Below are 23,134 nucleotides of genomic sequence, written 5' to 3'. Positions count from 1 at the left end.
AGCGAGGGGGGAACCTGGATGACAGCTGAGCTGGCTGCCCGCTGGGCCGGCACCGTCGTACCCAGCTGGCTCTACCGGTGGCTCATGCCGGTCGGATGGGTCGCGGCGCTCGTGGTGTCGATCGCGTCGGACGATCGGCCGTGCTCGGTCACGGATCCGACGGTCTGCGGCCCGGATCGGACGTTCTCGCTGGCGATGATCGCCTGCTTCGCGTCCCTGGTGCTGTGGTGGTGGCGGCCCCGCCTGGCTGCGACCGCCGGTCTGCTGTTCCTCGTCCTGGAGTTGCGGTACGACGATGTGGCCGGGGCTCGGACCGCATGGACCGTGTACGCCGCCGGTTGCGCGGTCCTGCTGATCTGGCTGGTCCTCGGCCACCGCCGGCAGCGAGCTCTGACCGCGGAGCTGCCGAGGAGACCGGTGATGGTTCCGGGCGCGCGGCCGCCCGGCTTCACCGGCCGGCTCGGCGTCGCCGCCGTACTGGTGCTCGTGGGAGCGGCCGCTTGGGGAGTCATGAACTGGCAGACCCAGCGGGAGGAAGCGCACATCTGGCGGGCAATCGAGCAGACGGCCGTGGCCGACGGCCACACCGACGACGGCGATCTGCGTCTCAAGCTGCCGGACGGCAGCACCAGCACCGCCACTGTCATCGACGACTACCCACCCGGGACGCGGGTCCCGGTGCTGATCGATCCCGTCGACCGCGACTGGATCCGGCTGCAGGCCGAGCCCTCGGACTACACCCCGTGGTACACGGTCGCCGGCGGTGCGTGGGCGCTGGCGATCCTCCTGGTGCTCCGCGACCTCGGGCGCCGCCGGGCTCGTCCGCGCCAGGCCTGGAGAGCGGAGGCGTTGCCGATCCGGATCGCCCCGGACGCCTCGGGGCTCTTTGCTATCAGCTCCACCGACGGCGTACTCCTGGGCTTCGTGAACCTCGAGCTGGACGACGAGGAGGCGGACGAGCGATTGTTCGCCGCGATCGACGGTCTGGACGACGAGGACGACGCTCCGGCAGCGGTCCGCCAGGAGTGGACCCACACGCTGCGGCGCTACCGCGGTGACGCCCTGCTGGTCGGTGACCTCGCCGAGGGCAGTTGGCCGACGGTCCTGATCGGCGACGTTCCACTCCGGCCGATCGCGCCGCTGCGTGGACCGCGCCGTACGCCGTGGAGCCGGGAGTCCGTCGACAGCATCGACCTCGGCGCCGACGACAGCAGCAGCGGACCTCCTCCCGCGACGGGGGCCAGGCTGGTGGATCCGGCCCGGGAGATTCCCGAGCTGCCCTGGTCCCTGCCGCTGGAGCCGGCCGCCTGGTGGCACCGGCCGGCCTTGGCCGGTGTCCTGCTGGCCGCGCCGATCGCTGTGCCCACGCCACCGGGCCGACGTCGGGCCACGCCTTTCCTCGCGACTGAGGGTCTGCACACTGTGGTCTGCGTAGTACTGCTGCTGGTCATCTGGAACCCGTTCTAGGGGGCGGCGCACCAGCCGTCGCGGTACGCCGCCCAGTGGTCCGGGGTGGCCGTGAAGTCGACGTACATGGCCAGACCGAAGTTCTGCCGGCTCGAGGTGCCCAGTCCCAGGCGAGCGCCTCTTACCGCGGCCTGGACGGTTTCCGCGTGGCCCCAGTGGGACGGATTGCTCTCCCAGTACGCCGGGAGTCCCATCAGGAGGTCTGTGGATGGGGGAGTGACCTCGAGTGCCAGCTTGGTCTGCTTGGCGACATAGCCGCCGTACAAGGACTCCAGAGGCATGGCGGTGTCGTAGGACATCACGGCGATCTGCTCGACCCGGCGGGCGACCTCACCGAAGTAGTCCTGTGACCACCACTTGCCCAAGGTATTCAAATGCCAGAGTGGGTCGATCTGGGCCGCTGCAACCGACAGTGGTACGCCGCGGGCAGCTGTGAGCACATGTGTTTCGTCCAGCACGGCGAGGAAGCCCTTCGACCCGGAGTGCACCGGCTCGAAGTCGAAGTGGATACCTTGGAAGCCCTGGTCGAGTACGGCGGCCGACGACGCCACCACTCGTTTCCGGACGGCCGGGTCGTCCAGATCCATGCCAGGGTTCTTCACCGGCTGAACGACGTCACCCAACCACGCCTGCACGCGGACGTCGGGAGCCGCAGCGCGCACAGCTGCCACGAACCACGCGGCCCGCGGCGAAACCTTTGCCAATGGCAACGACCCGTCGTGCTCCAACGGCCCCGTGTGCACGTACAGGTCCCGGATCCCCGTGCCGTCCAGCCGCTTGGCCAGCGCAGTGACGTCAGCCGCCGTCTTCCGTCCGTCCACCCACGCATGCCCTAGCCACAACGCGTCGTGGTTGCGCGTCCGTGCCTCCGCCGAGGGCTCACCGGCGTACGCCACCCGCAGGGAGATCGGGTACGCCGAGACCAGGAGGACGATGGCGAGCGCGACCACCAGCACGACCCGGTGCCGACGAGACCAGCGCCGCCTCACGAACGCGGCTTCAGGCCGTCGTAGATCAACGCCAGCATCCGATCCCGGATGTCTGGCTCGAGCCCGGTCGCGGTCGCGCCCCGCGAGGCGCCGATCAGCAGGGCGTAAACCTCGGGAAACTCGGCATCCTTCCGTACGGCGCCCGCCCGCTGAGCCCGCGTGAGCAGCCCGTCGAACGCCTCCCGCAGACCGCTGCCCGCCTGCCGTGCGTCCGCTCCGGCCACCGAGCCGGCCGCGCCGAGCGCCTCGGCGATCGCCAGCTTCGACGCGGACTCCGACACGACCTGCGTGAAGAATCCGAAGAACGCCGTACCCGGATCATCGCTGTCCGCCAGCTCCAGCGCCCGGTCGCGCAGCCGTTCCAGCCGCAGCGTGAGCACGGCCTCGAGCAGTTCGGTCTTGGTCGGGAAGTGCCGGAACACGGTCGCGATCCCCACGCCGGCCAGCCGCGCCACGTCGTCGGTGGACGCGCTCGGCGACCGCCCGAAGACCTCGTCCGCCGCGGTCATGATCCGGGCCCGGTTGTCCCGCGCGTCTGCTCGCACCCTGCTCCCCTTCGTCGCCCTCAGCCTAGGAGACGCGCCAGACCGCGCCCGGGTTGTAAACGAAGTCACCACTCCGTATATTCGGAGTCGTCACTCCATTTAACCTTGTGAGGAACCCCGATGACTCCCGAAGAGGTCTTCCTGAAGCTGGTCCACGGCGTCGCCGACCGCGACTTCGCGGTGCTCCCCGAGTTGTACGCCGAACAGACCGACGTACGGCATCCGATGAATCCGTACGGCGACCACCCGCTGCTGTCCCGCGACGCGCTCCGGGAGCACTTCGGCGCGAACGGTCCACGGGTCACCGAGGTGGTGCGGTTCCAGCCGGAGAACATCCGGGTCCATCAGTCCACCGACCCCGAGGTGGTCGTCGCCGAGTTCGAGTACGCCGGGACCGTGATCGCGACCGGTGAGCCGTTCACCGTGCCGGCCATCTTCGTCCTGCGGGTCCGCGACGGCCTGATCGTCGAGTCCCGCGACTACATCGACCACCTGGCGATGATCCGGGCCCGTGGCCAGGTCGACCAGCTCGTCGCGAAACTCCGGGAACCGGCCGGCGCCCCGGCCGCGTCGTAGTCGGCAGAGGCGCCGGATGGCCCCGGACCGAGGCACCAAGCCCGCCCGGGGCCATCTCCAATCACTGCACATCACCCAGGGTCGGTGAAGGCGTACTCCTCGGCGAGCCCGGCGGTACTGACGACCTGGCCGGTGTGGCGGGTGACGTCAGGGTCGGCGGCCAGGGCTGCTACTGCTCGGCCGACGAACAACGGGGACTCCGAGTCGGACAGGTCGATGTACTCGGCTGCTCGTAGGACTGACTCGGTGCGGACCAGGCCTGGGTACAACGACACCGCGGTCACGCCGTGGTCGCGGAGTTCATGGGCCATGCAGGCGACCAGGTGGTCGGTGGCCGCCTTCGCCGCGCCGTAGGCGACGCCGGTGTCGGTCTTCACGGCGCCCTCCGAGGACACGTTGACGATCAAGCCCGATCCCTGGGTGACCATCGTCGGAGCCGCCGCCACGGTGGTCACGTAGTGGGCGCGCACCCCGGCCTGGAAGGCCGAGTCCCAGCGCTCGATCGGCTGGGTCCAGAAGCCGGCCTCCTCCCAGAACGGCGTGCCGTCCCAGAAGTACTCGTAGCCGCCCCAAACGTTGTTCACCAGTACGTCGAGCCGCCCGGCCTCGTCCACCACCTGCCGGACGGCCCTCCTGGTCTGCTCATCGTCGCGATGGTCGCAGGCGATCGCCACCCCACGCCCACCCAGCGCCGTCACCTCCGCGGCCGTCTCCTGCACCGTGCCCGGCAACGGCGTCGGCTGCGCCCCGCCGGTCTCCGTCCGCCCCGTCACATACACAGTCGCCCCCTGCTCCCCAAGCCCGAGCGCGATCCCCTTCCCCACCCCCCGACTGGCCCCCGTAACCAGCCCAACCTTCCCCTCCAACATGCCCATCCCCCGAAGCTAACCGCTCCCACCACTTAACGCAGCCGTTCTTTCTGCGGATACGAGAAACGGCCCCTCCGTAAGGGAGGGGCCGTTCTTGTGTGTGGGGTCAGCGGTCGCCCATGGGGACGTACTGGACGCCTCGGGCGCCGGTGTAGATCTGCTTGGGGCGGGCGATCTTCTGGTCGCCGTCGCCGAGCATCTCCAGCCATTGGGCCAGCCAGCCCGAGGTGCGCGGGATGGCGAACAGCACGGTGAACATCTCCGGCGGGAACGACAACGCCTCGTAGATCAGGCCGGAGTAGAAGTCGACGTTCGGGTAGAGCTTGCGGGAGACGAAGTACTCGTCCTCCAGCGCGATCTTCTCCAGCTCGACGGCGATCTTCAGCAACGGGTTGATCCCGGTCACCTCGAACACGTCGTCGGCGGCCTTCTTGATGATCTTGGCCCGCGGGTCGTAGTTCTTGTAGACCCGGTGGCCGAAGCCCATCAGCCGCTCCTCGCCGGCCTTCACGCCCTCGATGAACGACGGCACATGGTCGACCGAGCCGATCCGGCGGAGCATCTTCAGCACCGCCTCGTTGGCGCCACCGTGCAGCGGGCCGTAGAGCGCGCCGATGCCGCCGGCAACCGCCGTGTACGGGTCGACCTGGGTGGAGCCGATCGCTCGGACCGCGTTGGTGGAGGCGTTCTGCTCATGGTCGGCGTGCAGGATGAACAGGATCTCCAGCGCCCGCACCAGGCGATCGTCGGAGGCGTACTTGGGCTCGCTCATCTTGAACAGCATCGACAGGAAGTTCGCCGTGTAGCTGAGCTCGTTGTCCGGGTACACGTACGGCTTGCCCTGGGCGTGCCGGAACGCGAACGCGCCGAGCGTCGGCATCTTCGCGATCAGCCGCCGGATCTGCAGTGCCCGGGACTCCTCGTCGAAGACGTTGCGCGACTCGGGGTAGAACGTGGACAGCGCCCCGACCGACGCGAGCAGCATCCCCATCGGGTGCGCGTCGTAGCGGAAGCCCTGCATGAAGGTCTTCAGGTTCTCGTGCACGAACGTGTGATACGTCACGTCGTGTGCCCAGGCCTCGTACTCCGCCTTGTTCGGCAGGGTGCCGTTGACCAGCAGGTAGGCCACTTCGAGGTAGTTCGACTGCTCGGCGAGCTGCTCGATCGGGTAACCGCGGTACTCCAGGATGCCCTTGTCGCCGTCGATGAAGGTGACGGAGGAACGGCACGAGGCCGTGTTGACGAAGCCGGGGTCGTAGGTGGCGAGCCCGCCGTCGTCGTCGGATGCGCTGATCTGCTTGAGGTCGGCGGCACGGATGGTGCCATCGGTGATGGCAAGGTCGAAGTCCTTGCCGGTCCGGTTGTCCCGGACGGTGAGCGACTGTTCGGTCACAATGCCCTCTTCGGAAGCTGGCGTCATCGCCTGGATGAATGAGGGTAAGTCAGCCGGCGGGACGCGGGTTCGGACTGCAATCTTCACCGCTAAACTAGTGCTGTCCTCAGCTGCTTCCAAGCCGGGGGCTCCTGAGCGCCTGGGCTCGCTTTGACCCCGGGGCGCCGTCGCCGGTATTCTGGGCTGCTGTTGTGCGTTCCAGGTCCGTTACCTGCACACAGCCACGTCGGCGGACCGCTCGCCGACGTACCAGTTTTGTCAACCTCTGAGAAACGAAGGTCAACGACCGTGCGCACGTACAGCCCGAAGCCTGCTGACGTCACCCGTGAGTGGCACGTGATCGACGCCACCGACGTCACGCTCGGTCGGCTTGCCGTCCAGATCGCCACCCTGCTGCGTGGCAAGCACAAGCCGACGTTCGCGCCGCACGTGGACGGCGGTGACTTCGTCGTCGTCATCAACGCCTCCAAGATCGCCCTGTCCGGCACCAAGCGGACGGACAAGCTGGCGTACCGCCACTCGGGTCACCCGGGTGGTCTGACGGCCACGCCGATCGGCGAGATCCTCGACAAGGACCCGCGTAAGGCCGTCGAGAAGGCTGTCTGGGGCATGCTGCCGAAGAACCGCCTGAGCCGGAAGCTGCTCACCAAGCTGAAGGTGTACGCCGGTCCGGAGCACCCGCACTCGGCCCAGCAGCCGAAGCCGTTCGAGATCACCCAGATCGCCCAGTAGAGCGATCGACGAGCCAGGTAAACGAGGATTCACAGCGTGAGCGACATCACCACCGATACCGCAGAACTCGACCCCGAGGTCCCCATCGACAGCGAGGGCCCGGTCGCCTACACCTCCGAGACGAACCCGACTCCGGAGCAGCGCGCCGAGACGGGTCGGGTCGCGGTGATCAACCCGGCCGGCGCCACCGGTCGCCGCAAGGAGGCCGTGGCGCGTGTGCGTCTCGTCCCCGGCACGGGTAACTGGACCGTCAACGGCAAGCCGCTGGACGTCTACTTCCCGAACAAGGTGCACCAGCAGCACGTGAACGAGCCGTTCGTCGTCGCGGGCCTCGAGGGTTCGTACGACGTGATTGCCCGGATCAACGGCGGTGGCATCACCGGCCAGGCCGGTGCGCTGCAGCTCGGTGTGGCCCGTTGCCTGAACGCCGCCGACGAGGAGGCGAACCGCCCGGGTCTGAAGAAGGCCGGTCTGCTCACCCGTGACGCGCGGATCAAGGAGCGGAAGAAGGCTGGTCTCAAGAAGGCCCGCAAGGCGCCGCAGTACAGCAAGCGCTGATTATCTGATGGGTCGTTTGTTCGGCACGGACGGAGTCCGTGGCCTGGCGAACGTGGACCTGACCGCGGAGCTGGCGCTCGACCTCTCGGTCGCGGCAGCTCACGTACTCGGCGAGGCCGGTGCCTTCGAAGGGCATCGGCCACGCGCCGTTGTGGGGCGGGATCCGCGTGCCAGTGGTGAGTTCCTGGAAGCCGCCGTGGTGGCCGGTCTGGCCAGCGCAGGCGTCGACGTGGTCCGGCTCGGCGTGCTGCCGACGCCGGCCGTGGCGTACCTGACCGGCTCGACCGGTTCCGATCTCGGTGTGATGCTGTCCGCCAGCCACAACCCGATGCCGGACAACGGCATCAAGTTCCTGGCGCGCGGTGGCATCAAGCTGGACGACGTGATCGAGGACGCGATCGAGGCCCGGATGGGCGAGGAGTGGCAGCGCCCGACCGGCGCGGCCGTGGGTCGCGTGTTCGACGACGGGCAGGGCTTCGAGACCTATGTCTCGCACCTGGTCCGCTCCGCGCCGAACCGGTTCGACGGCCTGAAGGTCGTGATCGACTGCGCCAACGGCGCCGCGTCCCAGACCGCGCCCGAGGCCCTGCGCCGGCTGGGTGCCGAGGTGATCACGTACGCCGCCGCACCCGACGGACTGAACATCAACCTGAACTGTGGCTCCACGCACCTGGAGGGCCTGCAGCGCGAGGTGATCGGTCACCGGGCGGACCTCGGGATCGCCCTCGACGGTGACGCCGACCGCTGCCTGGCGGTGGACGCGAACGGCGAGCTCGTGGACGGCGACCAGATCCTCGCGATCCTGGCGCTGGCCATGCGCGACAGCGGTCGGCTGTCCAACGACACCGTGGTCGCCACCGTGATGAGCAACCTGGGCTTCGTCCAGGCGATGGTCCGGGAGCGGATCGCGGTCGAGCAGACCAAGGTCGGCGACCGGTACGTGCTCGAGGCAATGAAGGCCGGCGGCCACAAGCTCGGCGGTGAGCAGTCCGGGCACGTGATCCTGTCCGACCACGCCACCACCGGCGACGGCACGCTGACCGCGGTCATGCTGCTCGCCAGGCTCGCCCAGACCGGCAAGAGCCTGAGCGATCTGGCCGGTGCGATGACTCGCCTGCCGCAGGTCCTGGTCAACGTGAAGAACGTCGACAAGTCCCGCGCCGGCGACGATCCGGCGGTCCAGTCCGCGGTCGCCGATGCCACCATCCGGCTCGGCGACACCGGCCGCGTCCTGCTCCGTCCCTCCGGCACCGAGCCGCTGGTCCGGGTCATGGTCGAAGCCGAGTCCTCGGACACCGCGCACGAGATCGCCCACTCCTTGGCGGAGACGGTAGCCGCCGCTCTCAAGCTCTAGCCACGCGAAACGCCTCGCGGGCGTGGTTCCCACTCGACCGGGCCGGGGAGCCACGCCATCAGGGTGCTGCGAGGCCTTCGACGGCCCATGCCGTCGCCTGCTCGCGCTCCCGGTTCGGGAACAGCTTGACCTCGCCGGGAATGGACCAGCCCGCGAGCGTGACGAGTCGGCGGATGCTGTCCGCGTCCGAGACGACGGCGATGCGGTCGAAGGAGCGTGGGTGGGCCAGGCCGAGGATGGCGTCCTGCAACGCGCCCCCGGCGGTGTAGCCGTCGAAGCGGTCGTCGAGTACGTGGATGACGCGAATCCGGGGGTGACGCTCCAGCGCCTTGTGCACCGCCGGCGCCGCGACCGCGTCGTAGTCGGCGGACTCGATCTGCCCGATCGCGACGAGGCCGACGACCCCGTCGGGGAGCCCGTCGATCAGCTCGATCATCGGGTGCCTAGCCCGAGAGTCCGGCGGATGCTTCCTTCAGCCCGGCCTTCAGCTCGTCCGCCGAGGCCTTGTCGATCTGGGCGATCGAGGTGCGGATCGCGTTGCTGAGCGCCCCCGCGACCGCGTCGGCCCCGGCATGCGCGTAGATCGCGATGATGCCGGCCGATCCCGGCGGAAGCGCGTCGTCGAGCTTGTCGCCGATACCGGCCTTCACGCGGTGGCGAGCGAACTTCCCGGCCAGCCCGCCGACCGCGGCACCGACGACCGTCGACGCCAGCAGCGGTGGGGCGAAGAGCCCGATGACGAGGCCGACGCCGGCTCCAGCCTTGGCTCCTCTGTGACCCAGGTGGTCGCCGGTCTCCTTGACGGTGACCTCGCCGTCAGCGTCCTTGAGGACCAGAGCCACCCCGTCGGTGGTGATCCCGCCGTCGGCCGCGAGCTTGGTGTAGGCGTCGAAGTCCTGCTGCGCCAAGTCCGGGATGAGGTAGACAGCGATCAGGACGTCCAGCTGGTCCTTGTCACTCATGATGCTCCTTTTCGCCCTGCGTCTCAGGCGCTCGCGGCATGGGCCGCCAGGGCCTGAGCCGCGTGCTCGTTCAGCGCGTGCCTGTCCTCGTCGGTCAGGTCGGGCGCGACGTCGAAGACGACCTGCTTGATCTCGCCCGTGAAGGCGAACGGCGCCTTGTCGGCATAGCTGCGGTCGACGACCAGGCCGTTGTCGCGACCGATGTCCATGCCGGAGTAGCCGGAGAAGCGGCCCGGCACCGTGTGCTCCATCCGCCCCGTGGCGACCGGCTCGCCGTTGACCAGCAGCGTCACTTCACCGCCGGTCGCAGGTTTCGGCGCGTCGGCCGTGAACACGAGCTCGACAGCGACCTCGCCGGTCGGCAGCGGCTGCTCGGCCGCCTGCGTGTACACGAACACCCCGAGCATCGAGTAGGTGTGCTTGAGCAGCCCGTCCTGCACGAAGAGCGCGAAGCCGCCGAGATGGTCGGCCTCGGCAACGATCACTCCCTCCGCGCCGCCCTCGGGCACGACCAGGTCGGCGCTGATCGTGTAGGAGTGGTTGTAGATGCGTGGAATCATCCCGCTCGGGATGTTCTGGATGTCGCCCCGGAAGACGAACTTCGACTCCTCCGGCAACGGCGGCACCATGCCGAAGAACGACGTCAGTCCGCCGAGCAGCGGCAGCACGTTGTTGCGGTCGGCCTCCGCCCAGAAGAGCTCGGCGAGTTCCTTCGTCTTGTCCGGATGGTCGGCGGCCAGGTTCTTCGACTGGGTGAAGTCGTCGGGCAGGTAGTACAGCTCGACCGGATCGGCGTCGGGATCCCAGCCTGGCCCGAACTTCTTGAGCGCCTCCGGGTCGAACGACCACGGGATCCGTTGCATCCGCTGGCAGTACAGCCACCCGTCCTTGTACATCGCCCGGTTGCCGAGGATCTCGTAGTACTGCTGCGTGTGGCGCTCCGGCGCGGCCGGGTCCGCGAACGAGTCGGCGAAGGTGGCACCGTCGAACGGCTGCTGCTCGACGCCGTCGACCGAGTCGGGCATCGGGATCCCGGCGAGGTCGAGGACCGTCGCGCCGATGTCGGTCACGTGCGTGTAGTGGCTCCGCAGTGCGCCCGCGTCGCTGATGCCGCTCGGCCAATGCACAACCAGCGGGTTCCGCGTGCCGCCGAGATGCGAGGCGACCTGCTTGCCCCAGTCGAACGGCGTGTTGCCGGCCCAGGCCCACCCGGCCGAGTAGTGCGGGGCGAGCTGCTCGCCGCCCCAGGCCTCGAGACCACCCTGCTTGAAGAGAAGCCCCATCTGCTGCTCGGGCGTGAGCGGGATCCCGTTCAGGGTCGTCATCTCGTTGAACGTGCCGGTGAGCGTGCCCTCCATGCTCGCGCCGTTGTCGCCCCAGATCCAGACGATCACGGTGTTGTCCAGCTCGCCCATCTCGTCGATCGCGTCGACGATCCGGCCGATGTTCCAGTCGGCGTTCTCGGAGTACCCCGCGTAGACCTCCATCTGACGGGCGTAGAGGCGCTTGTGCGTCTCGTCGAGTGAGTCCCAGGTCGGGAACGCGTCGTTGCGCGGCGGCAGTTGCGCGTCGGCGGGGACGACGCCCAGCGCCTTCTGTCGCGCGAACGTCTGCTCACGCATCACGTCCCAGCCCTCGTCGAACGCGCCGCGATACTTGTCCGACCACTTGCGTGGCACATGGTGCGGCGCGTGGCTGCAGCCGGTGGCGACATAGGCGAACCACGGCGTCGTCGGCTTCTCGGAGCGGATCCGGTGCAGCCAGTCGATCGTCTGGTCGCCGAGGTCATCCTGCATGTAGTACGGATCGGCGCCCTTCGCCGCGGGGACGCCGATCATCTTCTGGTTCTCGGCGATCAGCGGGTCGTACTGTCCGGCCTCGCCGCCGAGGAAGCCCCAGAAGTAGTCGAATCCGAGCCGGGTCGGCCACCGGTCGAACGGTCCCGAGAACCCCTGCTGGTTGTCCGGGGTCAGATGCCACTTCCCGAAGCCGCCCGTCAGGTAGCCGTTCTCCTGGAGGATGCGCGGGAACGGCGCGCAATCGTGGGGGATGGTCGCGTTGTAGCCGGGGAAGGGGCCGGAGAATTCGCCCACCATGCCGAAGCCGACGCGGTGGTGGTTGCGCCCGGTCAGCAGCGCCGCCCGGGTCGGCGAGCAGAGTGCCGTGACGTGGAAGCGGTTGTACCGCAGGCCGTTCTCGGCGAGCCGCGTGTAGTTGGGCGTCTGGATCGGACCGCCGAAGGTACTCGGATTACCGAAGCCGGCGTCGTCGATCAGGACGAGGAGCACATTCGGCGCACCGTCGGGCGGCTGCACGTGGCTCGCCTGGTTCCAGTCCGGCGCGGAGCCGGAGAGTGTCCGCTCCGTCGCTCCTGCGAACCGTGGTCGCCGGATCGGGAGCTGGCTGCGGTCGATTCCTGTGTCCGGCACGGGTCGACGTCCTCTCGTCTCGACGCCAGGCGTCTAGGACCGGTCTTCCTCTCGACGGCCACGTTAGGTTCAGGGTCCGTGCCGCCCATCCCTCACGGGGGATGAGCTCGCCGCCCCTGCCTGCCCCGAGACGTCGTACGCCGGAGAAGCCTGCGCTTCTCCGGCGTACTGGTCTCCCGGATACCGCGGAGCTCAGGGTTCCAGGCCGACTGCCTTCAGTGGGTCGGGCCAGGCCCGCAGGGCGGCGAGCAGGGTCGGGTCCTGGACGGTGTCCAGTGCCTCGGTGTGGGCGTCGGTGATGACGTCCGCAATCCGCACCGGAGTACCGAGCGAGGCCGAGCGTACGGCGGCCTCGACCATGGCGACGCTGATCACGTTGGAGTGGACCTCGGACTGCGGGACGGTCGACTCGCGGACCGCGGCGACGAACTCGACCAGCGAGCCGGCGATCTGTTCGGGATCGTCGGCCAGGACAGCCGGCAGGGCTTCACCGGTCGCGAGTTCCGCGACGGGCGGGTTGTCTCCGTCCCAGGTCGCCGTACCGCCTGAGGCACTCGCCCGCCAACTGCCGTTCCAGGATGTCTCCAGCCCTGGTGCGCACCAGCTGCCCGTGAAGGCGAAACGGGTGCCATCGGCGAACTGGAAGATGGCGGAAGCCGCCGCGTTGCCGTCGAACCAGCTCCAGTCGGGGTTGTACGACTCGCAGTAGACCGACACCGGCTCGGAGCCGATCAGCTTGCGGGACAGGTCGAACTGGTGAATCGCCATGTCGACCAGCAGCGGCTCGGCCATCCGCTCCCGGAATCCACTGAAATGCGGGGCTTTGAAGAACTCGCACGACAGCGACCCGATCGTGCCGAGCTCAGCGAGCTGCCGGCCGAAGGCAGCTCCGGCCCGGAAGTAGCGACGGGACTGCGAGACCATCAACAGCTTCCCGCTCACCTCCGACGCCGCGACCATCGCCAGGCACTCCCGGACCGTCTCGGCCAGCGGCTTCTCGCAGAGCACGGGAAGCCCACGCAACAAGGCATCCACACTGACCTTGGGATGCGCGACCGGCACGGTCACGTCGATGACCGCGTCAGCGCCGCCGGCGAGCTCGTCGATCGAGGTCGCCACCGGGACGTCGCCGAATCCGTGCTCGTCGGCGGCAGCCCGGGCCACGTCCACGTCGAGGTCGATCAATCCGACGAGCTCGACCTCCGGATTGTCGGCGATCGTCCGAAGCCAGGCGCGGCCCATCCCGCCCGCGCCGACCTGGAGAACGCGCAAGGGGTCAGGCATCCGCCGGCTCCTCGATCGGCCCGGCGTACCCGTGACCGTTGAAGAAGTCGCCGCTCTCGTACCGCAGCAGCGTCGGAACGGCGCGCTCCGGCCGGTCCGACATCGCCCACGCGACCCCGTTCGCGATCACCTTGCGGACGTCCTTGTGGTGGTACACCGGGTAGTCCTGGTCGCCGGGCGAGAAGTAGAAGATCTTCCCGTGCCCCCGGCGGAACGTGCAGCCGGACCGGAACACCTCGCCGCCGGAGAACGACGACACGAAGATCAGTTCGTCCGGGACCGGGATGTCGAAGAACTCGCCGTACATCTCCTGCTGCTCGATCTCGATCGGGTGCGGCACACCCTGCGCGATCGGGTGCGTCGGGTTCACCGTCCAGACCAGCTCGCGATCGCGCTCACTACGCCAGCGCAGGGTGCACGACGTACCCATCAACTTGCCGAAGATCTTCGACCAGTGACCGGAGTGCAGCACGACCAGGCCCATACCCGACAACACGTGCTGGTACACGCGTTCGACCACCTTGTCCTCGACCTCACCATGCGCGGCGTGACCCCACCACACCAGTACGTCGGTCTCGGCCAGCACCTCCTCGGTCAGTCCGTGCTCCGGCTCGTCGAGGGTCGTCGTACCGACCTTGGCCTCGTCGCCCAGGTTCTCGCTGATTCCGTTGGCGATGGTGCTGTGCATGCCGTCGGGGTAGATCTCGGCGACGTGCGGCTCGACCTGCTCGTGCCGGTTCTCGCCCCAGACGAGTACACGAATCGTCATAGTCAATCCTTAGAGAGTTATTTGACGGCTCCGCCGATGGCACCGGCGGCGATGTACTTCTGTGCGGCGACCAGCAGCACGATGGCCGGGATCGCCGAGAGCACCGCGGTCGCCATCACCGCGTTCCAGTTCTGCACCTGGGTGCCGAGGTACTGGTAGATCCCGAGCGTCACCGGCCGCACGCCGCCCTTGGTGGTCAGCGTCAGCGCGAACAGGAAATCGCTCCAGGAGAACAGGAAACTGAACAACCCGGCGGTGATGAGGGAGTTCTTGCTGATCGGCAGCACGATCGCGACGAACGCACGGAACAGCCCGGCACCGTCCACCCGCGCGGCCTCCACCAGCGACGGCGGCAGCGACATCATGAACGAGCGCAGGATCAGGATCGCGAACGGGATACCGCTGCTGCAGTTCGCCACGATCAGGCCCGGGATCGAGTTCAGCAGCCCGATCCGCTCGTACGCCGCGTACAGCGCGTTCGCGATCACGATGCCCGGAATCATCTGCGAGATCAGGATCGCCAGCAGCCCGACCGAGACCCAGCGGGACCGGAACTGCGAGAGTGCGTAGGCGCACGGGGTCGCGATGGCCAGGCTGAGTACGACGGTCCCGGCCGCGATGATCATGCTGGTGACGAGGTTCCCGCCCTGCTCGTCGAGGGCCCGCTTGTAGCCGCTGAACGTCGGATGCAACGGGAGGAAACCGGCGGTCAGCGTGTTCCCGGACGGCTGCAGCGAGGCGTTCACCATCCAGTAGACCGGGAACAGCATCACGGCCAGGATCAGTACGCCGATCACGGTGTAGACCGCACGACGGACGGTGGAATCTGTCATCGTCGTACTCCTATTCGTCGATCGCGCGGCGGGTGCTGCGCAGGTAGAAGATCGCGAACAGGAACGAGATCGCGATCAGGATGTTGCTCAGAGCCGCGCCCTCGCCGAACTTGAAGTCGATGAACGACCGCTCGTACGACTGCGTCGCCAGCGTCTGGGTGGCATTGGCCGGTCCGCCGCCGGTCAGGCCGAGGATGATGTCCAGCACCTTGATCGTGTAGACGACGCCGAGCATCAGCAGCACACTCGCGACCGCCCGCAGGTTCGGCCAGGTGATGTACCAGAACGCGCGCCAGCCCGTGGCACCGTCCAGCTGCCCGGCCTCGTACAACTCGTCGGGGATCTCGGCGAGCCCGGAGTACAGCAGGGTCACGTTGAACGGGATGCCGATCCAGATGTTCACCCCGATCACCGCGATCAGCGCGACCGACGGCGAGTTCAGCCACGGCACCGGTTCGCTGATCAGGTGCAGCCCGGTCAAGGTCCGGTTGAGGATGCCGCTGTCCTGCTCGAGGATCGACCGCCAGGTCGCACTCGAGACGATCAACGGCAGCAACCACGGCAGCAGCAGGAGGGATCGCAGGACGCCGCTGAGCGGGAAGCGCCGGTGGAAGAACAGCGCCAGCGCCAGCCCGATGGCGAACTGGAACACGATCGAGCCGATGGTGAACAACGCGGTGTTCACCATCGCCTGCGAGAACAGGTTGTCCGTCACGACCGTGCTGTAGTTCTTCAGCCCGACCCATGGTGCGTCGCCGGTGAAGAAGGTCCGCAGGCTGTAGTCCTGCAGGCTCATCACCAGGTTCTTCACCACGGGGTAGCCGAACAGCGCGAGCATCGCCAGGGCGGCCGGCAGGACGAACAGGACCTTGGTCAGATCCTCACCCCGGTGGCGCCGGGACCTGCGTGCAGGTCCCGGCCCGGTCACCTCCGACGTGCGGGTGAGCGTCGCGTGGGCCATGAGATCAGCCGCCGGAAGCCTGCTTGAAGGCGTCCTGGGCCGAGGCCTTACCGGTCAGCGCCAGCTGGATCGCCTGGTAGATCACCTTCGCGGCGTCCGGCCACTTGTCGCCCAGCTTGCCGGTCCGCGAGCGGGCGGTCTTGACCTGCTCGGTGAAGGCCTTCATCGAGGGCACTTCCTTGACGTACTGGTCGAGCAGCGCGGTCTTGGTCGGAATCGTGAACCGGGCCTTCGCCCACGCCAGCTCGTTCTCGTCCGAGTTCAGGCACTTCACGAAGTCGGCGGCCTTCTGCTGCTTGGCCTGGTCCTTGTTCAGCGGGACCGTCCAGGCCTCGCCACCCAGCGGCGCGACCGGTGTCTGATCCGGCTTGTTCAGCGGGAACTTGACCACGTCCCACTTGACGTTCGGGGCCTTCTCCAGCGCGGGGATCTGCCACGGACCGTTCACCATCATCGCGGCCTTGCCGGCCACGAACTGGTCCTTCGCGTCACCCTGGGTCCAGTTGATCACGCTCTTCGACGCCGAGCCCGACTGCACCAGATCCACCCACAATTGCAGGGCTTCCGCCACCTGCGGGCTGGTCAGGTCGGTCTCGTCGCCGCCGTTGGTCCACATCGCCGGCAGGAACTGCCACGAACCTTCGTACGTCGCGTTGGCGTTGAACGCGATGCCGTAGCGGCCGGGCTTGGTCAGCTTCTTCGCCGCCGTCTTCAGCTCGTCCCACGTCTTCGGCGGCTGGACGCCGGCCTCCTGCAGCATCTGGGTGTTGTAGAACAACGCGATCGTGTTCGTCACCGGCGCCAGTCCGTAGAGCTTGCCCTGGTACGACGTCGCGTCGACCATGCCCTGAATGACTCCGTCCCCGGTCAGGCCCATGTCGTTCAAGGGCGCCAGCGCGCCGGTCGCGGCGATCTGCTGTACGTCGGGGTTGTCGAGCATCAGGACGTCGGGCAGCGTCTTCGACGAGGCCTGCTGCAGCACCTTCTGGATCAAGGTGTCACCAGGCACCGTCTCCCGCTGAATGGTGATGCCGAGCTGACTCGCGCACGAGTCCAGGCCCTTCTGCACCAACGACTTGTCCGGGTCGTTGTTGTAGTAGTCCAGGATCGTGAGGCTCTTGACGGTGTCACCTGACGAGGACGACGCCGAGCCGCCGCCACCGTTGCCGCCGCAGGCGGCCAGCACGAGCGACAGCGTCGTCGCACCCGCCAGCGCAGCGGCGATCCGCTTGCTGATCATGACTTCGGTCTCCTTCGATCAAAGCGCTTAACCACGTGCTGTGGAAGATTGCCTGGCACTTGCTCTGAGGGGCGGTAAACCGCTTAACTGAGGTGTCCAAGGACTATGTTCCTTGGGTCACACTGCTGTCAAGAGTTCAGAGGGGACGGATCCGATGGTGACGATGCGCGACGTTGCTGACCGTGCTGGCGTGTCGATCGCGACCGTGTCCTTCCTGCTGAACGACAAGAAGCCGGTGACCGCGGCCACCCGGGCGAAGATCGAGCTGGCGATGACCGAGCTCGGGTACCGCCGCAACGTGGTGGCCCGCGCGCTGGCCAGCCGGCGTACGCACATCATCGCGATGGCCTACCCGGCGCTCGACCACAAGTTCGGCTTCTCCGCCGCGGAGTTCTTCACCAGCGCCGCCGAGGCGGCCCGCAAACAGGACTACCACCTGGTGCTCTGGCCGGTCGGCAACGACGGCACCGAACTGACCGAGCTCGTCGGCCAGGGCCTGGTCGACGGCGTCGTACTGATGGAGGTCCAGCTGGACGACCCTCGCGTCACGATCCTGCAGGACACGGGTACGCCGTTCGCGATGATCGGGCGAACGAGCTCGCTGGAGGGCCTGTCGCACGTCGACATCGATTTCGACCGGACGGTCGAGGACGCGGTCGAGCACCTGTACGAACTCGGTCATCGCAGGCTGGTGCTGATCTCGGGCAACCTCAACGATCCGCTGTTCAGCACCTACGGCCCGTACGTCCGTTCCGAAGCCGCCTATCGCCGGGTCGCCGCGGAGTACGGCCTGGAGACCGTCGTGATGGAGTCTGCCGGATCGACGATGGCGGGTCAGGAAGCGATGGCCGCCCTGATCCGCGACCACCCGGACACCACTGCCGTCCTGATCGTCAACGAGTTCGCCGCGCTCGGCGCCGTGGCCGGCCTGAACCGCCTCGGCCGGAAGGTCCCCGCGGACATCTCGGTCCTTCCGTTGCTGATGGCACCGGAAATGGCGGCGCTCACCAACCCCGAGCTCACGATCATGCGGACACCCGGTCCGGAGCTCGGTCAGCTCGGCACCGACGCACTCATCCGCCAGCTGGAAGGCGCCGATCCCCTGCCACCGCAGCTGGTTCCGGCGAAGCTCTACCCCGGGGCTACGGTCGCAGGCCCCAAAGGGCGGCGATCAAAGGGCGGTGGAGGTCGGCCCGCCGCGCGCAAAGCCCGATCGTAAGAGGTTCCAGATCCGCGGGCAGTTCCACCAAACGCTCACGCACCGCCGAAGACTCCAGCACGAGCCTCGGCACCACGCCTGTCCCGCACCCGAGCGCCACCAGCGCAAGCAATGCTTCATGCCCATCAGGCTCGGCCGCGATCACCGGCTTCACTCCGGTCGTGCGAAACCAACGGAACGCCGCTGCCCGCACCAACCCACGAGCTGGTACGACGAACGGACCATCCGGCTCGCTGTTGGCGGCGCTGACGAGCACCAGATCAGTGACGGCCAGCGTCCGAGTCACCATGCTCTGCGGCAGTCGCTTCGGAATGCCGGCAACCGCCGCATCCACCTCACCCTCGTCCAACCGCGCCAGCGCAGCGGCTGCATCGCCGGTGCGAATGTCCAACCGGATCTGCGGATGCGCCGCCCGCAGCGGCGCCAGCAGATCGGGCAGCAGCGTCTGGCACGCGGTGACGGTCGCGAAGATCTTCAGGTCCCCGGCCAACTCGGCGGGCTCGCCGGTACCGGCCCGATAGTCCTCCCACAGCGCCAGCGCTCGCTCGGCGTACGCCGTGAACCGCTGACCATCCGCGGTCAGGACGACGCCGCGCGGACCCCGGTCGAGTAACCGGGCGCCCGCGCGTGCTTCGAGTCGCTGGATCGTCCTCGTCAGCGTGGCCGCGCTGACGTGACACTCCAGGCTGGTGCGTCCGTAGTTGAGCGTGCGAGCCAGATGCAGGAACAGTTCGAGCTCACGCCGTTCCACGTTTCACCTCCTGCAACGCCCCGGTGCAGATGTTGCGCTTGCTGCAATGCCTGGGATCGACCTTAACTGAACGGCATGAGTACCTTCACCTCGTCGGTCTTCACGACCGAGACCATGACCGTGCCGGGCGGGACCGAGACCATCGTGCGCGGTGGGCGGGATCTGTTCCCGTTGCTGCCGCAGGCGTTGCACGGCGTACAGCGGATCGGTGTGCTGGGCTGGGGGCCGCAGGGGAGCGCCCAAGCCCAGAACCTGCGTGACTCGCTGGCCGGGACCGAGGTGACCGTGTCGGTCGGACTGCGGCCGGGATCCTCGTCGGCTGACGATGCGCGCGAGCAAAGGTTCACCGAGGCGAACGGCACGCTGGGGGACTGGCTCGAGGTGGCGGCGGCGTCCGACCTGGTGATCCTGCTGATCGCGGACGCGGCGCTGGCGGCCGAGCACGCGAAGATCTTCGAAGTACTCAAGCCTGGAGCCACGATCGGGCTGTCGCACGGCTTCCTGCTGGGGCACCTGACGGCGATCGGCAGCGACTTCCCCGCCGGGCATCCGGTGATCGCCGTGTGCCCGAAGGGGATGGGCGACTCGGTACGGCGCTTGTACCAGCAGGGCGCGACGGTCAACGGTGCCGGTATCAACGCGAGCATCGCGGTCCATGCCGACCCCGACGGTCATGCCACGGATCGCGCGCTCGCCTGGTCGATCGGGCTCGGATCGCCGTACACGTTCGCCACCACGCTGCGGGACGAGTACCTGTCCGACATCGTCGGTGAGCGGGCGATCCTGCTCGGCGCGGTGCACGGTCTGGTCGAGGCCCTCTACCGTCACTTCCGCCTGGACGGGGACGACCCGGTGACGGCGTACGAGCGTTCCACCGAGGCGATCACCGGTCCGATCGCGCGCACCATCTCGCAGTCCGGCCTGGCCGCCGTCCGTGCGGCGACCAGCGACCAGGACCTGTTCGATCGCGCCTACAGCACCGCCTACGGCCCGGCCCGTGACCTGGTCGCCGAGATCTACGACGAGGTTGCCGACGGCACCGAGCTGCGCAGTGTGATCCTGGCCGACCGGCGGCTCGCCTCCCGGCCGATGACCGAGATCGGCGGCAGCCCGATGTGGGCGTACGGCGCGGAGGTTCGTGCCCGCCGTGACTCGGCGCCGGCCACCATCGATCCACTGACCGCGGGGCTGTTCGTGGCGACGATGATGGCGCAGGTCGACGAGTTCGCCGAGCGCGGCCACGCCTGGTCGGAGATCGTCAACGAGTCCGTGATCGAGGCGGTCGACTCGCTGCTGCCGTACATGCACGCCCGCGACGTCGCCTACATGGTCGACAACTGCTCCCGCACCGCCCGCCTGGGGACCCGTCGCTGGGGCCCGCGCTTCCAGGCGGCGTACGAGCAGATCGCCCTACCCGGCCTGGACCACCCGGCCGACCCGACCCTGGTCAAAGCTTTCCTGGACAACCCGGCTCACGAAGCTCTCGCCGCGGCCGCGGTCCTCCGTCCCTCGGTCGACATCTCGGTGTAGTTAGCCCTTGACCCACCGTGGGCGTGGTGGGTAACTTTCGGGTGGCGGGGGAGCGCCTGTAATTCAATTACTGATGGGGGAATCCGCCCATGCCTGCCCCGCTGCCCCTTCGACTCACCCGACGCCAATCCCTCGGACTCGCGGCGGCCGCCGTTGCCGGTTCTGTTGCTGGTACTTCGCTCGCCGGGACGACGACGGCCTACGCCGGCACCGACCGCTGGGTCCGCGAGACCCTGCGCCGGATGTCGCTGGAGCAGAAGGTCGGCCAGCTGTTCGTCTGCTACGCCTACGGGCCGACGGCGGACACGGCCGACGCGCGCAACACCAGCCTGTACGGCGTGGCGACGCCGGCCGACGTGGTGCGCAAGTTCCATCTCGGCGGGGTGATCTACTTCGCCTGGACCGACTCGGTGAAGGACCCCCAGCAGATCGCCCGGCTGTCCAACGGCCTGCAGAGCGCGTCCCTGACCGACAGCGGGATCCCGCTGCAGATCAGCACCGACCAGGAGTACGGCGTCGTGTTCCGGGTCGGCCCACCCGCGACCCAGTTCCCCGGCGCGATGGCGCTCGGCGCGACCCGGTCGGCGCAGTACGCCCGGCTGGCGGCAGGGCTCGGCGGGCGGGAACTGAAGGCCGTCGGGGTCACCACCGATTTCGCGCCGGTCGCCGACGTCAACATCAATCCGCTGAACCCGGTGATCGGCGTCCGCTCGTTCTCGTCCGATCCCGCGCTGGTCGCGGAGCTGACCGCGGCGCAGGTCAAGGGGTACCAGAGGGATGGACGGATCGTCTCGACCGCCAAGCACTTCCCCGGGCACGGCGACACCGCGACCGACAGCCACACCGGCATCCCGGTGATCGATCACTCCCTGGAGGAGTGGACGCGGATCGACCGGCCGCCGTTCGAGGCGGCGATCCGGGCCGGCATCGACTCGATCATGACCGCGCACATCGTGGTCCCTGCGCTCGACCCGTCCGGTGATCCGGCGACACTGAGCCGGCCGATCCTGACCGGGATCCTGCGCGAGCAGCTGCGCTTCGACGGAGTCGTGATCACCGATTCCCTGGGGATGAAGGGCGTCCGGGACAAGTACGGCGACGCCGAGATCCCGCTCCGGGCGATCGAGGCCGGCGTCGACCAGCTCCTGATGCCCGTCGACCCCGGGCTGGCCTACAACTCGGTGCTGTCCGCGGTCCGCGGCGGCCGGATCAGCGAGGCCCGGATCGATCAGAGCGTCGAGCGGATCCTGAAGCTGAAGCTCGCGACCGGCATCGTCGACCACCCGTACGTCGACCTGACCCGCGTCGCCAAGGTCGTCGGCACGGCGGCGAACTACGCCGATGCCCAGCGCATCGCCGACCTCAGCACGACCCTGCTGAAGAACGACGCCGGACTGCTGCCGTTGTCCCCGGCCCCGCGAAAGATCCTGGTCGCCGGGTACAGCCCGGCCGGTCTCGGTACGGCGTTGCAGGACCGGGGCGCGACCGCGGTGGTCAAGGACACCGGTACGACGCCGACCGACGCGAAGATCGACGCCGCTCTGGCGGCGGCCGGGGACGCTGATCTGACCGTCGTCCTGACGAACAAGGCCTGGGACACCGAGGTCACCGACAAGCAGGCCAAGCAACAGAAGCTCGTCAACGGCCTGCTCGCGACCGGCCGTCCGGTGATCGTGGTCGCCGTCCGCGATCCGTACGACGTCGCGCACTTCGCGTCGGCGCAGACCACGCTGGCCACGTACGGCACCGCGGCCGTGTCGATGGCGGCGCTCGCCAAGGTGCTGTACGGCGAGATCGCGCCGGCCGGCAAGCTGCCGGTCGCGATCCCCGCGCACCCCGATCCGTCGGAGACCCTGCACCCGTTCGGGCACGGGCTCACCTTCGACCCACGGCAGACCCGGCTGACTGTTGCGTCGTACAACATTCATGCCGGTGCCGGCGAGGACAACGTCTTCGACCTGGACCGGACCGCGCAGGCTCTGAAGGCCCTGGATGCCGACGTGATCGGGCTGCAGGAGGTCGACGTCCACTGGGACGCCCGCAGCCAGTGGCGCGACACCATCGCGGAGCTGGCCGCGAAACTCGGGATGTACGCCGGGTTCGCGCCGATCTACGATCTCGACCCGCCGTCGGCCGGGCAACCGCGCCGGGAGTACGGCGTCGGCGTACTGTCCCGGTTCCCGCTGGTCCGGACCGAGAACCATCCGATCACCCGGCTGTCCACCCAGGACCCGAACCCGGTGCCCGCACTCGCGCCGGGGTTCCTCGAGGCCGAGATCGACGTCCGCGGTCGCCGGCTGCACGTGTACTGCACGCACCTGGACTACCGAGCGGACCCGTCCGTCCGGGCGCTCCAGGTCGGCGACACGACGAAGATCCTGGCCGGGGATCGGCGCAAGGATCTGCAGATCCTCGTCGGCGACTTCAACGCCGACCCGGCCGCCCCGGAGCTCGCCGGGCTGTGGACCCGGCTCACCGATGCATGGGCCGTCGCGGAGTCCACCTCCGGTGGTCCGAACACGTATCCGGCAGTCGACCCGGTCAAACGGATCGACGTCGTCGCCGTCGGCACGGGCCTGCGGGTCCGGCAGGCCGCCGTACCCGCGGAGCTTGCCGCCAGCGACCATCGTCCCGTGGTCGCCGACCTGTCCTTCCACCTCTGACGCCTGCAAC

At 68.3% G+C, this 23,134-nt stretch carries 21 protein-coding genes; 8 read left to right on the top strand and 13 right to left on the bottom strand.

Annotated features, from left to right (window positions below; all coding sequences use genetic code 11):
- Positions 1–18: 18 nt before the first annotated feature.
- Complete coding sequence (locus tag AB0E63_RS10710; RefSeq protein WP_360364063.1) at positions 19–1,467, top strand: hypothetical protein; 1,449 nt, start codon at positions 19–21, stop codon at positions 1,465–1,467.
- Here the strand turns inward: AB0E63_RS10710 and AB0E63_RS10705 are convergent.
- Positions 1,464–2,456, bottom strand: coding sequence for a hypothetical protein (locus AB0E63_RS10705; RefSeq protein ID WP_360364061.1), 993 nt, complete (start codon positions 2,454–2,456; stop codon positions 1,464–1,466). The genes AB0E63_RS10710 and AB0E63_RS10705 overlap by 4 nt on opposite strands.
- The gene (locus AB0E63_RS10700; protein ID WP_360364059.1) at positions 2,453–3,001 is read right to left on the bottom strand and encodes a TetR/AcrR family transcriptional regulator; all 549 of its coding nucleotides are present in this window, start codon (positions 2,999–3,001) and stop codon (positions 2,453–2,455) included. The genes AB0E63_RS10705 and AB0E63_RS10700 overlap by 4 nt, the downstream gene beginning before the upstream one ends.
- 120 nt (positions 3,002–3,121) lie before the next feature.
- On the opposite strand from AB0E63_RS10700, the gene AB0E63_RS10695 reads away from it, so the two are divergent.
- The gene (locus AB0E63_RS10695; protein WP_360364057.1) at positions 3,122–3,577 is read left to right on the top strand and encodes a nuclear transport factor 2 family protein; all 456 of its coding nucleotides are present in this window, start codon (positions 3,122–3,124) and stop codon (positions 3,575–3,577) included.
- Between the two features lie 71 nt (positions 3,578–3,648).
- On the opposite strand, the gene AB0E63_RS10690 is transcribed toward AB0E63_RS10695, so the two are convergent.
- Positions 3,649–4,446: an SDR family NAD(P)-dependent oxidoreductase gene (locus AB0E63_RS10690; RefSeq protein WP_360364279.1), complete on the bottom strand. Its 798-nt coding sequence runs from the start codon at positions 4,444–4,446 to the stop codon at positions 3,649–3,651.
- Between the two features lie 106 nt (positions 4,447–4,552).
- Positions 4,553–5,839 carry a citrate synthase gene (locus AB0E63_RS10685; protein ID WP_360364055.1) on the bottom strand — a complete coding sequence of 429 codons (1,287 nt, stop codon included), beginning with the start codon at positions 5,837–5,839 and terminating at the stop codon, positions 4,553–4,555.
- Between the two features lie 288 nt (positions 5,840–6,127).
- On the opposite strand from AB0E63_RS10685, the gene rplM reads away from it, so the two are divergent.
- Genes rplM through glmM form a run of 3 tightly spaced genes read left to right on the top strand, consistent with a single transcriptional unit; the run spans position 6,128 to position 8,483 of the window.
- Positions 6,128–6,571 carry a 50S ribosomal protein L13 gene (rplM, locus tag AB0E63_RS10680; protein WP_360364053.1) on the top strand — a complete coding sequence of 148 codons (444 nt, stop codon included), beginning with the start codon at positions 6,128–6,130 and terminating at the stop codon, positions 6,569–6,571.
- 45 nt (positions 6,572–6,616) lie between these two features.
- Entirely contained in the window at positions 6,617–7,129 is a 513-nt protein-coding gene (rpsI, locus tag AB0E63_RS10675; RefSeq protein WP_360364277.1) for a 30S ribosomal protein S9, read from the top strand.
- A gap of 7 nt (positions 7,130–7,136) precedes the next feature.
- Positions 7,137–8,483, top strand: a complete 1,347-nt coding sequence (gene glmM, locus AB0E63_RS10670; RefSeq protein WP_360364051.1) for a phosphoglucosamine mutase — start codon at positions 7,137–7,139, stop codon at positions 8,481–8,483.
- A 58-nt stretch (positions 8,484–8,541) separates the two neighbouring features.
- Here the strand turns inward: glmM and AB0E63_RS10665 are convergent, their stop codons facing one another.
- From AB0E63_RS10665 to AB0E63_RS10630, 8 genes are all read right to left on the bottom strand, one after another.
- Positions 8,542–8,919: an STAS/SEC14 domain-containing protein gene (locus AB0E63_RS10665; protein WP_360364049.1), complete on the bottom strand. Its 378-nt coding sequence runs from the start codon at positions 8,917–8,919 to the stop codon at positions 8,542–8,544.
- A gap of 7 nt (positions 8,920–8,926) precedes the next feature.
- Positions 8,927–9,445, bottom strand: a complete 519-nt coding sequence (locus AB0E63_RS10660) for a DUF1269 domain-containing protein (RefSeq protein ID WP_360364047.1) — start codon at positions 9,443–9,445, stop codon at positions 8,927–8,929.
- Positions 9,446–9,468: 23 nt separating this feature from the next.
- Complete coding sequence (locus AB0E63_RS10655) at positions 9,469–11,874, bottom strand: arylsulfatase (RefSeq protein WP_360364045.1); 2,406 nt, start codon at positions 11,872–11,874, stop codon at positions 9,469–9,471.
- Positions 11,875–12,066: 192 nt separating this feature from the next.
- Positions 12,067–13,158, bottom strand: coding sequence for a Gfo/Idh/MocA family oxidoreductase (locus AB0E63_RS10650; protein ID WP_360364043.1), 1,092 nt, complete (start codon positions 13,156–13,158; stop codon positions 12,067–12,069).
- Positions 13,151–13,927, bottom strand: coding sequence for a ThuA domain-containing protein (locus tag AB0E63_RS10645; RefSeq protein WP_360364041.1), 777 nt, complete (start codon positions 13,925–13,927; stop codon positions 13,151–13,153). Before AB0E63_RS10645 ends, AB0E63_RS10650 begins: the two co-directional genes overlap by 8 nt.
- 17 nt (positions 13,928–13,944) lie before the next feature.
- Positions 13,945–14,760 (bottom strand): carbohydrate ABC transporter permease, encoded by an 816-nt coding sequence (locus tag AB0E63_RS10640; protein ID WP_360364039.1) that lies wholly within the window; start codon positions 14,758–14,760, stop codon positions 13,945–13,947.
- Positions 14,761–14,770: 10 nt separating this feature from the next.
- A complete protein-coding gene (locus tag AB0E63_RS10635) occupies positions 14,771–15,721 on the bottom strand; it encodes a sugar ABC transporter permease (RefSeq protein ID WP_360364037.1) in 951 nt (316 codons plus the stop codon).
- A 4-nt stretch (positions 15,722–15,725) separates the two neighbouring features.
- Positions 15,726–16,961: an ABC transporter substrate-binding protein gene (locus AB0E63_RS10630; protein ID WP_360364035.1), complete on the bottom strand. Its 1,236-nt coding sequence runs from the start codon at positions 16,959–16,961 to the stop codon at positions 15,726–15,728.
- A gap of 154 nt (positions 16,962–17,115) precedes the next feature.
- Here AB0E63_RS10630 and AB0E63_RS10625 point away from each other — a divergent pair, with 154 nt between their 5' ends.
- On the top strand, positions 17,116–18,180 hold the full coding sequence (locus AB0E63_RS10625; RefSeq protein ID WP_360364033.1) for a LacI family DNA-binding transcriptional regulator: 1,065 nt from the start codon (positions 17,116–17,118) through the stop codon (positions 18,178–18,180).
- On the opposite strand, the gene ilvY is transcribed toward AB0E63_RS10625, so the two are convergent.
- Positions 18,104–18,931, bottom strand: coding sequence for an HTH-type transcriptional activator IlvY (gene ilvY, locus AB0E63_RS10620; RefSeq protein ID WP_360364031.1), 828 nt, complete (start codon positions 18,929–18,931; stop codon positions 18,104–18,106). The genes AB0E63_RS10625 and ilvY overlap by 77 nt on opposite strands.
- A gap of 75 nt (positions 18,932–19,006) precedes the next feature.
- On the opposite strand from ilvY, the gene AB0E63_RS10615 reads away from it, so the two are divergent.
- Together AB0E63_RS10615 and AB0E63_RS10610 are read left to right on the top strand one after the other, a co-directional pair.
- Positions 19,007–20,461 (top strand): ketol-acid reductoisomerase, encoded by a 1,455-nt coding sequence (locus AB0E63_RS10615; RefSeq protein ID WP_360364029.1) that lies wholly within the window; start codon positions 19,007–19,009, stop codon positions 20,459–20,461.
- Positions 20,462–20,550: 89 nt separating this feature from the next.
- Complete coding sequence (locus AB0E63_RS10610; RefSeq protein ID WP_360364027.1) at positions 20,551–23,124, top strand: glycoside hydrolase family 3 N-terminal domain-containing protein; 2,574 nt, start codon at positions 20,551–20,553, stop codon at positions 23,122–23,124.
- Positions 23,125–23,134: the final 10 nt, after the last annotated feature.

Source organism: Kribbella sp. NPDC026596 (assembly GCF_040638415.1).
Classification (GTDB): domain Bacteria; phylum Actinomycetota; class Actinomycetes; order Propionibacteriales; family Kribbellaceae; genus Kribbella.
This window is presented reverse-complemented; position numbering and strand designations above follow the sequence as displayed.

Bases quoted from the DNA above. Each gene is read 5' to 3' on its own strand.
- AB0E63_RS10710 (WP_360364063.1), top strand. From the start codon at position 19: ATGACAGCTGAGCTGGCTGCCCGCTGGGCCGGCACCGTCGTACCCAGC.
- AB0E63_RS10695 (WP_360364057.1), top strand. From the start codon at position 3,122: ATGACTCCCGAAGAGGTCTTCCTGAAGCTGGTCCACGGCGTCGCCGAC.
- AB0E63_RS10690 (WP_360364279.1), bottom strand. From the start codon at position 4,446: ATGTTGGAGGGGAAGGTTGGGCTGGTTACGGGGGCCAGTCGGGGGGTG.
- glmM (WP_360364051.1), top strand. From the start codon at position 7,137: ATGGGTCGTTTGTTCGGCACGGACGGAGTCCGTGGCCTGGCGAACGTG.
- AB0E63_RS10665 (WP_360364049.1), bottom strand. From the start codon at position 8,919: ATGATCGAGCTGATCGACGGGCTCCCCGACGGGGTCGTCGGCCTCGTC.
- AB0E63_RS10660 (WP_360364047.1), bottom strand. From the start codon at position 9,445: ATGAGTGACAAGGACCAGCTGGACGTCCTGATCGCTGTCTACCTCATC.
- AB0E63_RS10650 (WP_360364043.1), bottom strand. From the start codon at position 13,158: ATGCCTGACCCCTTGCGCGTTCTCCAGGTCGGCGCGGGCGGGATGGGC.
- AB0E63_RS10645 (WP_360364041.1), bottom strand. From the start codon at position 13,927: ATGACGATTCGTGTACTCGTCTGGGGCGAGAACCGGCACGAGCAGGTC.
- AB0E63_RS10640 (WP_360364039.1), bottom strand. From the start codon at position 14,760: ATGACAGATTCCACCGTCCGTCGTGCGGTCTACACCGTGATCGGCGTA.
- AB0E63_RS10635 (WP_360364037.1), bottom strand. From the start codon at position 15,721: ATGGCCCACGCGACGCTCACCCGCACGTCGGAGGTGACCGGGCCGGGA.
- AB0E63_RS10630 (WP_360364035.1), bottom strand. From the start codon at position 16,961: ATGATCAGCAAGCGGATCGCCGCTGCGCTGGCGGGTGCGACGACGCTG.
- AB0E63_RS10625 (WP_360364033.1), top strand. From the start codon at position 17,116: ATGGTGACGATGCGCGACGTTGCTGACCGTGCTGGCGTGTCGATCGCG.
- AB0E63_RS10615 (WP_360364029.1), top strand. From the start codon at position 19,007: ATGAGTACCTTCACCTCGTCGGTCTTCACGACCGAGACCATGACCGTG.
- AB0E63_RS10610 (WP_360364027.1), top strand. From the start codon at position 20,551: ATGCCTGCCCCGCTGCCCCTTCGACTCACCCGACGCCAATCCCTCGGA.